This is a genomic window from Dyadobacter chenhuakuii, assembly GCF_023821985.2.
GTDB lineage: Bacteria > Bacteroidota > Bacteroidia > Cytophagales > Spirosomataceae > Dyadobacter > Dyadobacter chenhuakuii.
This window is the reverse complement of sequence record NZ_CP098805.1, coordinates 5162012-5176428: the sequence shown is the minus strand read 5'-3', so window position 1 is coordinate 5176428 and position 14417 is coordinate 5162012. Positions and strand designations below refer to the sequence as shown.

13 protein-coding genes are annotated in these 14417 nt (G+C 46.2%); 3 read left to right on the top strand and 10 right to left on the bottom strand.

Features of this window, described 5'->3' with window-relative positions:
- Nucleotides 1-7 precede the first annotated feature (7 nt).
- The 10 genes from NFI80_RS21605 to NFI80_RS21560 form a co-directional block, all read right to left on the bottom strand.
- Nucleotides 8-859 carry a sugar phosphate isomerase/epimerase family protein gene (locus NFI80_RS21605; RefSeq protein WP_235166343.1) on the bottom strand — a complete coding sequence of 284 codons (852 nt, stop codon included), beginning with the start codon at nt 857-859 and terminating at the stop codon, nt 8-10.
- Nucleotides 860-894: 35 nt separating this feature from the next.
- Nucleotides 895-1659, bottom strand: coding sequence for a 3-keto-disaccharide hydrolase (locus tag NFI80_RS21600; RefSeq protein ID WP_235166303.1), 765 nt, complete (start codon nt 1657-1659; stop codon nt 895-897).
- 233 nt (nt 1660-1892) lie between these two features.
- On the bottom strand, nt 1893-2447 hold the full coding sequence (locus NFI80_RS21595; RefSeq protein ID WP_233797513.1) for a fasciclin domain-containing protein: 555 nt from the start codon (nt 2445-2447) through the stop codon (nt 1893-1895).
- Between the two features lie 291 nt (nt 2448-2738).
- Nucleotides 2739-3884 (bottom strand): beta-1,2-mannosidase, encoded by a 1146-nt coding sequence (locus NFI80_RS21590; protein WP_235166302.1) that lies wholly within the window; start codon nt 3882-3884, stop codon nt 2739-2741.
- A gap of 81 nt (nt 3885-3965) precedes the next feature.
- The gene (locus tag NFI80_RS21585; RefSeq protein ID WP_026628689.1) at nt 3966-4562 is read right to left on the bottom strand and encodes a YceI family protein; all 597 of its coding nucleotides are present in this window, start codon (nt 4560-4562) and stop codon (nt 3966-3968) included.
- A gap of 68 nt (nt 4563-4630) precedes the next feature.
- On the bottom strand, nt 4631-5182 hold the full coding sequence (locus NFI80_RS21580) for an RBBP9/YdeN family alpha/beta hydrolase (protein ID WP_235166301.1): 552 nt from the start codon (nt 5180-5182) through the stop codon (nt 4631-4633).
- 24 nt (nt 5183-5206) lie between these two features.
- Nucleotides 5207-6292 (bottom strand): formylglycine-generating enzyme family protein, encoded by a 1086-nt coding sequence (locus tag NFI80_RS21575; protein WP_235166300.1) that lies wholly within the window; start codon nt 6290-6292, stop codon nt 5207-5209.
- A gap of 8 nt (nt 6293-6300) precedes the next feature.
- On the bottom strand, nt 6301-7755 hold the full coding sequence (locus NFI80_RS21570; protein WP_235166299.1) for a phytoene desaturase family protein: 1455 nt from the start codon (nt 7753-7755) through the stop codon (nt 6301-6303).
- Between the two features lie 10 nt (nt 7756-7765).
- Nucleotides 7766-9325 carry a sulfatase family protein gene (locus tag NFI80_RS21565; protein WP_235166298.1) on the bottom strand — a complete coding sequence of 520 codons (1560 nt, stop codon included), beginning with the start codon at nt 9323-9325 and terminating at the stop codon, nt 7766-7768.
- 211 nt (nt 9326-9536) lie between these two features.
- Entirely contained in the window at nt 9537-10100 is a 564-nt protein-coding gene (locus tag NFI80_RS21560; protein WP_235160539.1) for a DUF4142 domain-containing protein, read from the bottom strand.
- A 183-nt stretch (nt 10101-10283) separates the two neighbouring features.
- Here NFI80_RS21560 and NFI80_RS21555 point away from each other — a divergent pair, with 183 nt between their 5' ends.
- The 3 genes from NFI80_RS21555 (at nt 10284) to NFI80_RS21545 (ending at nt 14403) form a co-directional block, all read left to right on the top strand.
- Nucleotides 10284-10901, top strand: coding sequence for a biliverdin-producing heme oxygenase (locus tag NFI80_RS21555; RefSeq protein ID WP_235166297.1), 618 nt, complete (start codon nt 10284-10286; stop codon nt 10899-10901).
- Between the two features lie 2 nt (nt 10902-10903).
- Nucleotides 10904-13186 (top strand): ATP-binding protein, encoded by a 2283-nt coding sequence (locus tag NFI80_RS21550; RefSeq protein WP_235166296.1) that lies wholly within the window; start codon nt 10904-10906, stop codon nt 13184-13186.
- Between the two features lie 116 nt (nt 13187-13302).
- Complete coding sequence (locus NFI80_RS21545; protein WP_235166295.1) at nt 13303-14403, top strand: DNA topoisomerase IB; 1101 nt, start codon at nt 13303-13305, stop codon at nt 14401-14403.
- The last annotated feature ends 14 nt before the right edge of the window (nt 14404-14417 follow it).

Below are 14417 nucleotides of genomic sequence, written 5' to 3'. Positions count from 1 at the left end.
GTTTGGATCAAAGACCGTGTTTCAGGCTCATTTCGCGGATAAATTTGTAGCCATTCTCGGCAATGTCCCAAGGATCTGAAAACTCGCGCCATACGCCGATGGCATTGGCGAAATCCGGGTCGTTCCTTGAAAAAGCCTCAATCGTGAGCCAGCCTTGATATTTGATTGCTGCCAGGGAAGAAAATGCATCGTCCCAAAGCACTTGTCCGTCGCCAGGCGTTCCGCGGTCATTTTCGCTGATGTGCACGTGCGCCAGAACGGGCGCGATGGTTTGAAGCGCAGTTGCGTATTTTTTCTCCTCAATATTGGAATGGTGCGTATCGAACATGGCGCGCACATTCGGGTGATCGGCTGCTTTCACCAGTTTGAGCAGTTGCTCCATGGTGTTGCACAGATAGCATTCAAAACGGTTCAGCGCTTCCAGTGCGAATGTAATGTTGGCCTGAGCCGCATAATCAGCAGCGGCATGCAAAACTTCGCCAGCCAATGCATATTCCTGATCCTGAGCAGGTCGGTTCACAAAAACAGTATGCGCCGAGTGAAAGGGACCACAAATGATCCTGGCATTCAGGTCATGCGCCCGGTCTACCGCCCATTTGATTTTATCCAAAGCCCTTTGTCGAACCTCCACCGACTCGCTTACCGGATTTTCATCCGCGCCAAGCGTCATTACCGCACTGGTTTCAAGGCCAATGTCTTTGGTGTAATTTCCAACACGCTGATAAGCAGCTGATTCCTGCGGGCCCAGATAAAATTCTGCTCCGTCGTAACCAATGCCTTTCAACCGGTCGAGTATGGGAAAAAGATCATCAGAAACCGCCGCCGTCCAGGCTAGCACATTAAATCCTATTTTATTCATTTTACTGTCATTCCGGCCATTGCTGGCCATGTACGCTATTGTTTGATTCGCAAATCTTTGTATTCCACTTTCATCGGCGGGCCCACGTGAACCTGCACGCCAAGCAAGCCTTTCATTTTGCCATTAACCGTGTCATTATCCGTTACATCGCTCATTAGCACACCATTAATGTAATGTTGCAGACGGTTTCCCTTAGCCACAATGTGAAACTCGTTCCAATCTTCACTTTTGATCAATGTCTTTAAAGAATCAGACTTTCCTAATGAACCGGTCACTTCCAGGCCTGTCCATGCATTGCCTTTTACGCCGGCACGAACGGCTTCTGGCGTGTTCTCGCCTGTATAAGGCTTGATTGTCGTTTTCTGGCCGCGATAAGCGAGCGTTGTTCGTTTGCGCTCTTCGTAATTCTGGCCTGTATAATTGTTTTTTCCGTCGATATCGGCCTGGTAACCTTTCAATGCAAAAGGAACATCTGTTAACTGTTCACTTCTGTAATTAATGCCTGAATTACCGGCTGTTGCGATCTTCACCGAACCTTTTAATTCAAAGTCTGCGGGCTCGCCGCCTTTCCAGATAATGAATGAATTTGTTTTTAAAAGGGTCTCTGGCGTGATTTCTCCTACAAGATTCCCGTTTTCCACTCTCCAGTATTTCGGATCACCGTCCCAGCCTTTTAATGATTTGCCATCAAAAATGGATACGAAGCCTTTTTCTTTCTTCTGGGCCACGCATGAAATCTGGCTTCCGATGCTCAATAAAACGGCCAGCATAAGCGCGGCGCTGATAAATCTGGAATTCATTGGGTTTGTATTTATAGGTTTATTGACTTCTGAAAAATAGGCTTCCCTTACAACAACGGGATTTTTTTGTTAACTACTCTTAAAAAAGCAGAAAATAATATCCAAAAATTCCTAAAATTATCCGTCGCACTATCCTGTACTAACCTGCATGGGGCACAAAAAAGGCGGGAAAGCCTAAGCTCTCCCGCCACATCACAACCACTCTACACAACCAAACTCACAAACTCAATTCATTAAGGCATCAAAACTGTGTCAATCACGTGGATCACGCCATTAGATTGATACACGTCTGCGATAGTTACTTTTCCCTTGTTACCTTTTGCGTCAGTAACGATCAGGTCTTTTCCGTCCATGGAAAACGTAAGTTCTGCGCCTTGTGCTGTTTTTGCCATTGCTTTTCCTTTTCCGTCCTTGATCATTTTCGCAACTGATTTAGAATCAACTTTTCCAGGAATAACGTGGTAAGTCAAAACTGAGGTCAACGTTGCTTTGTTTTCTGGTTTCAGAAGATTATCAACCGTTCCTGCTGGCAATGCGTCGAATGCTGCATTAACCGGTGCAAAAACTGTGAATGGGCCTGTTCCTGACAATGTTTCAACCAATCCTGCTGCTTTTACAGCGGCAACCAATGTTGTATGGTCTTTTGAATTGACTGCGTTTTCGATAATGTTTTTGTTTGGATACATTTCTGCTCCACCCACCATTTTAGATTTTTCCTGCGCAAATGCACCAAAAGCAGTCATTAAAGCCACTGCAAGAAAGCTTGTAAATTTCATCGACGTTTTCATAGGTAACAAGTTTGTTTTGTTTTATTACTCATATACGCCTTTACTCTTACAATGGATCGAACGGCAGAAATTAAACATTTGCGAGTGATACTTGCAGCTTTGCAAGCCAGAATAGCATCGCAAATGCCAGAGGCATGAAATATCGGTAGCAACCATGTATTACCGGTTAAGAAAATCCCGGCAGGGATGTAACGGCGTGAACAATGCCTGTCGTTACATCCCTGCCGGGATTTGCCATTTATCCGAAAAATTGTTTTTGCTACCAATATTTCGTCGCGCTGCGACTTGTCTTTACGGAAGCGGATCGCCCGGGGTTTTGGTTTTGGGGTCGTAGACAGCAACTCCTACGCGGGAATCGGCGCAGCCGTAGTATAGGAGCCATTTGTTTTTGAAATAGACCATTCCTTCAATGAAAACGGTTCCCGCAACATACTGTCCGCTTTTTTCAAATGATTCCATGGGCCGAAAGAAAGGAACGTCCAACCTGTCGAGCACTTTGGAAGGGTCATTTTTATCAAATAAAACCTGACCAGCGCAATAACTATTCGGCGTGAAACGCTTGTCGCCGTCTTCGCCTTTGTCGTTTTTACCATTATATAAAAGGACAATCCCTTTTTCAGTAACAATGGCTGGCGGGCCGCATTCCGTTAAGTTGCTGTCGAAAAAGCCTTTGCGCGGTGAAATCAGGTTGACCAGGTTTTCGTTTTTGTCCACCAATGGCGTCCAGTTGATCAAGTCTGTGGAGGAAGCCAGGTTCACATTGGCCTCGCCGAAATAAAGCCAGTATTTGCCATTGATCTTCGCAATCACCTGCTTATCACCGACCAGCTTGGTTACTATGGAGCCTGATTTTGACCAGATTTCATTGAATTTCCCATTGAATGCTTTCGTGAATGCAGGCCCGTGTTTTTCCCATTTCAACAAATCCCGCGAAGTCGCGATGCCGAGCCGCGCTTTGTCCTGGTTCCATTGTGTGTAAATGATCACATATAAGCCGTCTTCGGTCACTGCCACGCGCGGATCTTCGCAGCCGCCCGGCCATTCGTTCTTTTTCTGGTTGTCCTCGGCAGGATATAAAACGGGTTCTTTGCGTCTTTTAAATGTAATCCCATCCTCGCTTTCGGCGTAACCCAGGCGCGAAGTGCGCTTTCCGATGGCTCTTCCGGCTTTATCTTCCGCACGATACAGGACAACGATTTTGCCGTTTTTAATTATCGCGGCGGGGTTGAATGTATCATTGGATTCCCAGTCAACCTGCTTTTTGTTCATGGGGCAGAAGAATGTGGACGTGGAATCGGGGGAAATGACGGGGTTTACGCCGGCCGGGCGCTGGAAACCGCCGAAGGTCCAGTCGGGAAGGTTGTTTTCTTTTTGGGCAAAAGCGTTTCCTGAGAGCAATAGCAAGCTGATGGAAAGCCCGGTAAAAAATCTTTTCATGGATATAGGTTGGTTAAAAAAAAAATCCGGCTCAAATGAATCGAGCCGGATTATACAAACTTTTCTTAAAATTACCTTATCTTATTTGTTCGCCACCAGGTTCACATCCAATGTAAAATCATTGTCGATCGCCTTATCTCCCAGGTTTTCGAAGAAGTTGGAAGATCGGAATTTGATGTCGTATTTCGTACGGTCCACAGTTACTTTCGCAACAGCAGTCACTTTTTTAGCATCTGCCTTCACGGTTGCAGGAAATTTCACATCCTGAGTAATGCCTTTGATGGTCAATTTACCCGTTACATCATAAGCATCACCACCTTTTGGTGTAACAGAAGATATAACCAACTTAGCCTGAGGATGTTTTTCTACTGAGAAGAAATCATCACTTTTCAAGTGGCCGGTTAGTTTCCCGTTCATTTCTTTATCGGTAACATCTGTAACAACCAATGATTTTACGTCGGCTACAAATGTTCCGCCTTTCAGCTTGTTACCATCAACGATCAGCGTTCCGCTTTCTACTGGCACACTGCCTGCATGCGTTCCTGTCACTTTTTTGGCTCCCCAGGTTATTGTGCTGCTTTTTGTGTCAACGGTAAGTGTTTTGTCAGCAGCTTTCTTATCAGGGCCAGCCATTGCAGCGGCATTGAACAGCAAACCGGCAAAAACGAAAACAAACATTTTTTTCATAGTCATTCGATTGTTAAGTGGTAAAATTGATTTGTAAGATAAGAAGATAAAATAAAAATTTATTCAGCAAGTTTAACACCGCTCAGGCTTTCCAGAATTGCCTTACCCTCTTTCCAATCTTCCAGACCTGAAACCGCATTGATATGTCCTTTTTTTCCAATATTCATAAATTCGCTGCCCCAGTTATCCGCAAATGTCTTTGATCTGCCTATGGTTGCGTATATATCATTAGTGCTCGCTACTACGACCGTTTTAAATGCAAAAGGTTTAACGGGGATCGGTGTAAATCCCACAACAAAGTTCAAACGCTTGGACATTTCAGCGTCGGCAGGTGCAACGAGCAGCGCTCCTTCAATGTGAGCCGAGCTGTGCTGCTGCGCCCAGTGTGCAATGGTAATGCATCCCAAACTATGGCCTACGAGGACGGTAGGGCCTGTTAGTTCACTGATTTGTTTATCCAATTGTTTCACCCAATCCTCTTTTACCGGCCAGTCCCAGTTTTCCTGCTGCACGCGGCTGAACCGTTGCGGATATTGCTGTTCCCAGATAGTTTGCCAATGCTGCGGACCCGAGCTGGCCAAACCAGGAACGGTTAGAAAATGCATACTCATGCTTCTGAATCTTGACTGAAAAACTTAAATTTTATCCTTCACACAGCGAAACCCCAGGTTGTTGCTGCCACTGGTGACCTCGCCTTTTCCACGGCTGCCGGCTTTGTAACGAATGCAATAATCATCACTGCAAAGAAAAGAACCGCCGCGCTGCACGCGCTTCACTGCACCCGGCTCCTCGGGATCGTAACTATCCGAAGGGCCTTTGGGGTTATCCTTGGGGCTTTTCTGATAGTAATCGGGTCGGTAAAGATCTTCGCACCATTCCCACACATTGCCATCCATGTCGTACAAACCGTAAGGATTGGCTGGGAATGTCTGCACAGGCGCGGCTGCTATGAAACCATCTTCTTTGGTGTTTTTGTCCGGAAAACTTCCCTGGTAAATGTTCGCCACCCATTTGTTTCCGGGTTTCAGTTCGTCGCCCCAGTAATAGGTGTGGTTCCCTTTGCCTCCTTGTGCTGCAAACTCCCATTCTGCCTCGGTAGGAAGCCGTTTGCCTGCCCATTTGGCATATGCAGCGGCGTCTTCGTAGGAGACATGCGTAACGGGATAATTCTCTCTGCCTTTGATCGAGGATGATGGGCCTTCGGGATGCGCCCAGTTGGCTCCGGGCACGTAATTCCACCATTGCAGCGGGTTATCCAGGGAAACTGCTGTTTTTGTTGGTGTAAAAACGGCGGAGCCCGGAACGAGTTTATCCACCGGGACGCCTGGATAATCCGCTGGATTTAAAGGCCTTTCCGCCACTGTTTTATAATTGGTTGCCTTTACAAAAGCTGCATATTCTGCATTGGTAACCTCATGTTTGTCTATATAAAAACCATTGACAGTAACTTCGTGCATAGGTCTGGAATCGGGAAACTCGTCGGCTCCCATCAGGAATTTACCGCCGTTTATCCACACCATTCCAGTTGTATCTCCCTTTCCCTCAGCAATGTAGCTTGCATTTCTGATCGCCGATGCCCTGGATGGGATCCCATCAGCGATGCAATGCGCGAGGCTGTCTGTTTTCCTTTCTTCCGCAGTCTGCTTTTTATCGCAGCCGGTTATGGAAAGGATTATTATTCCAATAAAAAAACCAATATAAATGGTCTGCAAAAACTTCATATTCCGATTTATTTTACGCGCTCTGTTGTAATGTCATCGATCTTGAAAACATCTTTCAATGCCTGTATGGCTGCGTGATGCCCACACATGCCATGCACGCCACCGCCCGGCGGTGTGGATGATGAACATAAGTAAACGCCCTCAGCGGAAGTGCGATATGGAGAAACCTGTAAAGTAGGCCGTGAATATAACTGCAAAATATCCTGGACGCCTCCGTTAATGTCCCCACCAATGTAGTTGGGATTATAGGCCTCCATTTGTGCGGTGTTCATCGTATGCTTTTCTATGATCGTATCCCGAAAGCCAGGTGCAAAACGCTCTACCTGATCTTCTATAATGGTTGTCATATCCTTATCCGAGCCGTTGGGAACGTGACAATAAGCCCAGGCCGCCTGCTTACCTGCCGGAACGCGTCCCGGATCAAAAAGGCTTTGCTGCGCCAGCAGGACGAACGGCTTATCAACATGCTTCCCCCGGTCCATGCTTTTCTCACCATGCGCAATTTCTTCAAATGTATTGCCCAAATGCACCGTGCCGGCTTTTCTGCAAGCGTCGGCTGTAAAAGGGATAGGCTCATGCAATGCCCAGTCTATTTTAAATACACCCATCCCATGACGATACTTTTCCAACCGTTTGCGATAGGAAGGGCTCAGTCTGTTTCCAGCAATTTTTAAAAGCTGCCTGGGCGTAATGTCCAGCAAAATTGCTTTGGCGTCTGGCAGCTCGTCCAGTGATTTTACTTCAAAACCCGTTTGGATCTGCCCGCCTATGGACAAAAAGTAACCGGCCAGCGCATCCGCGATTGACTGGCTTCCGCCCTTGGGAATTGGCCAGCCTGCCAGGTGCGCGCCGGCCATCAACATGATCCCGAATGCAGATGTGGCTATGTTCTGCAAAGGTTGTATGGCGTGAGCCGCCATGCCTGCCCACAATCCTCTTGCCTCTTTTGTCTTGAAAAGTTTACGTGTCCAGGTTGCGGGCGGAAGCGCCTTAAACCCGAACATGGCCAGGTCGATCGGATGCTTTGGCCATTTCAGCGGTCCGAGCAGATCGGGAAGTAAACCCGGCAACTCCGCCACTAGGGGCTGCATGAAGTCGAGATATGCTTTTTTGTCAATCCCTAACCCTTCCGCAGTTCCCATGACCGACTGGTGCAAAACGGCTGCTTTTCCGTCATCAAACGGATGTGCCGCCGCGAACTCCGGCTGGATCATTTCCACACCAAAATCTTTCAGGGGCAGTTTCTTGAAAAAAGGCGACAAAACCGCCGTAGGATGCACCGCGGAACAAATGTCATGTACAAAACCGGGAAGTGTCAGCTCAGCCGACCGCATGCCGCCGCCAATGGTTGGCTTGGCTTCAACGAGCATTACAGACAGCCCTGCTTCCTGTAATGTGATAGCCGCCGCCAGCCCATTCGGACCGGCCCCTACCACTATTGCGTCGTATCCTTGTTTGTACACAATATTTTAATTAAATGTTTTTGCTTCCGGCTAATATTTTCAGCGCTTCTTCGTCCTTGTATTCTTTCATGAGCGCTTTCAGCTTTTCTTTCAGATCCGCGGTAATCTTCTCCGTGCCTGGCTTTCCGTAAATATTGGAACCTTCTGTGGGATCTTTTTCCAGATCAAACAATTCCCATGAATCTGCTCCGCCGTAGAAATAGGCCAGTTTGTACCGGCTTGTACGCAGCCCGAAATGAGGGTAAACATGGTGCGGCTCGGGGAATTCGTAATAATGGTAATATGCTTCTTTCCGCCAGGGCGTTTTTGCATAGGGTTCGTCTTTTAATAATGGTAAAAACGATTTTCCCTGAATGTCGGACGGGATTTTTGCACCGGCAATGTTCAGCACTGTCGGGGCCCAGTCTACATTTACGATCAGATCTTCTACTTTCCTGCCCGGCTTGATCACACCCGGATAACGAATCACAAAAGGCGTTTTAAGCGATTCCTCATAAATGAAACGCTTGTCAAACCAGCCGTGCTCACCCAGATAAAAACCCTGATCGGAAGCATAAATGACAACCGTGTTTTTTGCCAGGCCTGATTTATCCAGGTAATCCAGCAGCTTTCCAATGTTCCTGTCCAGCGAATTGGCCACTGAGAAATAATCCCTCAGGTAACGCTGATATTTCCACTCGGTTAATGCTTTACCCGTCAGCTTTTTGTCGGTTACTTCCTTTCCGACTTTATCATAATATGCTTTGAAAACCTTTTTTTGTTCGGGCGTGAAGCGATTGTATGCATAATCATTCTCATAATCCACATCCACTTTCAGGTCCTGCTTCAACCGCATCGTTTTTTCAATGCTCATATCCTGCTGCATCGCTGCCGTCCGGCCTTTGTAATCGTCATAAAAATTAGCTGGAAGAGGGAATGTGACATTGTCGTACGCGCCCAGGTCCTGCAAGTCAGGAAGCCATTCACGGTGTGTAGCTTTGTGCCCCACGATCAGGAAAAATGGTTTGGCATTTTCCCGTTTTTCGAGCCAGTCAACGGAAAATTTCGTGATCAGGTCCGACACATAGCCGTTATAACGCGTCGTATCATTAGGCTGTCCGATAAAATCGGGGTTGTAGTAATTCCCCTGATCCGGCAGCACATTCCAATAATCAAATCCGGCCGGAAGACTGTTTAAATGCATTTTTCCGATCCAGGCCGTCTGGTAGCCGCTTTGCTGGAGGGTTTTTGACAGCAAAGTCTGATTTGTATCGAACCTGGTCCGGTCATTCCTTTTATAGCCGTTCGTATGGCTATATTTTCCGGTTAGTAATGTGGCACGACTCGGCCCGCAGATCGAATTTGTTACAATGTTGTTGGTTAGCAATGCTCCTTCTCGTGCTATGCGGTCAATGTTAGGCGTTTTGACCAGCTTATTCCCGTAGGCGCCAATGCCCTGGTAAGCGTGATCATCGGAAAAGATAAATATAATGTTGGGACGGCCCGCTGTTTGAGCAATAGCCGTTTCGCCCGCGCAGAGGATGGCAAGCAGAGATAACAGGTTTAGGAAAAGGGAAAAAGTCTTACGCATTTTTCTAATACTCTATTAATTTGGTAGACAAAATAAGCTGATGCAAAAGGAATTAACAAATGTTTCTTTCCAATGCCGTAAATGAAACCTGTAAAAACGCCATCCTTGGTCACAAATTCAGTATTTCTTTTGATTATTCAATGGTTTGGAAACAAAAAAGCCGGAAACCTAATACGGGTTCCCGGCTCCTCAAACTATACTCAAACGGATATTATTTCATCTTATCCTTGATGCCTTGTGCCATTTCCAAATGGTGTTTCAATGTTGGCACTTTGCCAGCTGCCCAGGCTTTCACCTCCGCATCTTTGGCATCGCTTGCTGCTTCTTCAAACTCGCTGATATCCTCTTTGTGGTCATCCACCATGAAGGAAATGTAGTCTTTATCGAATTCAGCGCCTTTTTTCTTCGACAACTCATCTATTTTTTTCTGCTTGTCGTCGCTTACCGACATTGGCAAGGTAATGTTTTTTTGCTGAGCAAGGGCTTTCAACTCTTCATTGGCTTTTCCATGCTCGGTAGCCATATCCTTACCAAATTTTTTCACGTCTGCGCTAGCTGCATTGGTTTGGGCCAATTCGCCCAGCTGTACTTCCAGCATACCACCGTCAGCAGCAGCAACTGCGAATTCTGAATCATCTTCCAGCTTTGTATCGTCAAGTTTTGCGTCATTTTGCTCTTCAGCAACTTCTTTACTATCCTCAGCCTTATTTGAGTTACATGCAGAAAATGTTGCCAATGCTGCAAACATCATCCCGCTTAATATTATCTTTTTCATAATTCGTTTCATTTTTTTGTGACAATGTATATAAATGTTAAAATACTGTGCCAACCGCAACCGGATAGGGAGATTTTATTCGTTTGCAAAAGTTTATATATTTTTGTAACCCGGAAAGACTTTTGCCTGGATGGAACAATTTTTGACTATTATTAAGCTTTATAAGAATTTCTATTTCCGTTTATGAATGAAGTGCCTAGTTTTCATTCCGATCAGGAGTCTTTTATTCAAAGTCTGAGAAAACAAACTGCGGTCAGCCACCAAAAATTAGAAGAGAATCATTTATCCAAAATGATTCTTGCTGAGAAGGTCAGCCTTACGGATTATCAAAATTATTTGTCTGCCATGTATGGGGTTACCGTGGGCTGCGAAGACTTTGTATTTACGCAGATCAAAGACGTTTTTCCCGATCTGGATGCGCGCAGACGGTCACACCTCATTATAAAGGACTTGCAGGCTACGGGTTTTTCCCAATCACAAATAGATGCATTGCCCGTTTACAGGTTCTCTTTTTCTTCTCTTGCTGAAAACGCAGGCGCTATGTATGTGCTTGAAGGCTCGACATTAGGAGGCCGAATGTTATACAAACACATTCACAAAACGCTTGGCCTGACCCCTGAAAACGGATGCTCCTACTTCTGGGGATACGGAGACCAAACCGGCACAATGTGGAAATCTTTCATCTCAACATTTGCCCGATTCGCACAAGAGACGGGGCAAAGTGCGGAAATTATACAAGGTGCTGAAAACACATTTACAATCATAGACAATTGGCTTGACGAAGCAGTAATTGAAAAGTAAGAATGAACATCAAAGACATCGTGAACCGCGATCTTGTCAATTTGACAAACTGCGAAAGTGAACCCATCCATATACCAGGAAGCATTCAACCGCACGGCTTTATGCTGGGCGTCAATAGCCAAACATATCTGATTGATTTTTGCAGCGAAAACAGTGGATCTTATATCGAGCTGGCCCCGCAGGCGATTTTGGGAAAGACATTGTCAGACATTTTCCCTGAACAGGAAGCCGAGGATTTTAAGAACTATGCTTCCAAAGCCATAGATTCGGCAAAACCATTCGTTTTTTCCTTTAACGAGGTGCCGTATAACACTACTGTTCATAAGAGCAATGAAACGCTTGTCCTTGAATTAGAGCCGTTTCCGGACGGGACGATTAATTTACCAAACCTTTACAATCAAACACGGACTTTCGTGTCGATTATGGAAAAGACGAGCTATCTGCACGATCTTTGCCAGGAAATAGCCGCCGAAACACGCGCTATCACGGGATACGATCGCGTGATGATTTATAAGTTCGATGCTGAATATAACGGTGATGTGATTGCGGAAAGCAAACGGGAGGATCTCGTTTCTTTTGCAGGACAAAAATATCCGCATACCGACATTCCCGCACAGGCAAGGGAGCTTTATATCCGTAACCCATTGCGGATGATCGCCGACATCAATTACACACCCGTCCCCATCCTGACCCTGGACGATGCAAGCGAGAAGACCAATAAATCGTTGGATCTGAGCCTATCTATCCTGAGAAGCGTTTCCCCTATACACATTGAATATCTGAAAAACATGGGCGTCGGCGCGACGTTGACCATTTCCCTGTTACAAAACCAGAAACTTTGGGGGTTAGTAGCTTGCCATCATTATTCAGCAAAGACATTACCACATTATACAAGGCTTTCTGCATTGCTGCAGGGGCATTTTCTTACTTCACAAATTTCGGTGAGAGAAGTCGCCGAAGAATTTGAGGTAACACAGAATGTGGACAGATCGCTGACAGAAATGCTCGCGAACCTGCACGAGAACAACCAGTTTTTTGAAGAATATCATAGTTCGGATGCGCTGCTAAAACTCGCTAATGCATCGGGTGCTGCTATTTTTTATAATAATAAACTGTATAAAAACGGCATTACGCCTGTAGATGAGCAGCTGGTTAATCTGTTCCATTTTCTTGCCGACAAATACAAATCCCAGGGCCTGGCAACCCACAGCCTGAGCGATCAATATCCGGATGCCCATGCCATTTCGCAACAAGCGGCCGGAATCGTATATCATGCATTGCCAGGAAATGCCGATGGCATTATCTGGATGCGGCAGGAGAAAGTTGAAACCATCAACTGGGCTGGAAACCCGGATAAGGCGGTGCTGCCCAACGAGGAAGGATTGCGCCTTTCGCCCCGGAAATCTTTTGAACGCTGGATGGAAGTGGTGAAAAATCAGAGTGCGCCATGGCGTAAATCGGAGCTCCATGCGGCGTCGGGATTTGCCTATGCATTACAAAAGCACATTAATTACCGCGTAATCCAAACCCAGGAGGATGCGAACCGTGCGCTGAACGAAGAACTGAAAACGGCTAACCAGGAACTGGCTAACCTCAACTGGATCAGTACGCACGATTTAAAGGAACCACTCAGAAAGATCCAGATATTTGCCTCGAAGGTGCTTGACCGGGAAGATCCGGATCTGTCTGCACAAGTGAAAGATTCGGTTGAGCGCATGCGTGTCGCAGCCGAGAAAATGCAGAATCTGATAGAAGATATCCTCGCCTACTCCAAGGCTGGTAATTCGGAGAAGGTTTTTGAAGAAATTGACTTAAATGCTGTCCTCAACAACGTGCTGCGGGAACTGCGCGAAAACATTGAAGAGCGTAATGCATCGATCGAGACACAAGAATTGCCCACATTAAAGGTGATCCCGTTTCAAATCCACCAGCTCTTCCTGAACCTGATCAGTAATGCGATCAAATTTACGGAAAGCGGCAAAAACCCGGAGATCAGCGTTAAACTGAGTGTTGTTAAAGGCAGCGATATTAACGACATCATTTCGCCGCAAAAAGACTTTTACAGCATTGCATTTGAAGATAACGGAATCGGCTTTGAAAAGGAATATGAGCACCGGATCTTCGATGTTTTCCAAAGGCTTCATCCCGCGCATAAATATCCGGGAACGGGCATTGGTCTGGCCATTTGCAAGAAGATTGCCGAAAACCACAAAGGATTTATTACCGCGCATTCAGAGCTGGGTAAAGGTTCGGTGTTTACACTTTTCCTGCCCGTAACCCGCTAAGTTTTGAATGAAATATTTCAAATGAGTATAATGTTCCTCATTGTAAACTGAAAATCGGCTCCGTTCAGACTGGTATTACTTTAATATAATCGGACACACAGTCTAAAGTACACTATATGTCGGTAGCCGTAGCAGTTGGGACGTTGACGGAAGCTCCCGTCATCACTGCAAAACAAATTAAAAAATTAAGAAAAGATCCTGCCCTTACAGCCGCTGCGGCAGGGTTAAATTATATTCAGTCTGGCAATGCGCCCGGTTTTCTGCGAAAAGGGAAATCCCCGCGTTTTTATTATGTAGATAAAAACGGTAACAGGGCAAAGGACAAAGAACAGATCAAAAGGATCAAATCGCTGGTGTTGCCACCGGCATGGCGGGAAGTGTGGATCAGTGAAGACCCGGAAGCGCATCTTCAGGCGACGGGCATTGATGAAGCTGGCCGCAAGCAATACCGCTATCATCCGCATTGGAACCTGATCCGGAATCAAACCAAATACTATCGCCTGCTGACATTCTCGGAAGCACTTCCTTTGCTCAGGGAACAGGTGGAACACGATCTTCGCAAGCATAATTTTGACCTGAACAAGTCCATCGCCCTGGTCATCAAGCTTATGGACAAAACCTGTATGCGGGTGGGTAACCAGCGTTATAAGTTGAAGCACGGTTCTTCGGGCATCACAACACTTGACGCGCGATGCGCAACGGTGAAAGGCAGCACAATCCGGTTTATGTTTACAGGAAAAAAAGGCGTTAAGCAAGACATTACACTGAGGGACACGCAACTGGCAAGACTGGTAAAACAATACAAGGAAATGCCCGGAAAACGGCTCTTTCAATACACCCAGGAAAATGGCGGTCGCTGCTCGCTTAATGCAGGCCAGGTGAATGACTACATTCGAAAATACACGGGTTCTAATTTCTCCGCAAAAGATTTCAGGACCTGGATGGGCACCGTCACTGCATTCGAGTATCTGAGCCATCAGGAAAAATCCGAAACCCAGCGGCAGCTTACCAGGACATTAAACACTTGTCTGGACGTGGTGGCGGCACATTTGGGAAATACCCGGACGGTATGTAAAAAATATTACGTCCATCCGGCGGTTTTCCGGGCTTATGAAAACGGAAAAATCCAAAGGTTCCTTAACAAGCAGGTGGAGGAAATGAAGCTCTTCACCCCGAGTGAGCAACACGTAAAGTCGTTGCTGGCGCATCAGGTCTAAATGCACAGCGATAG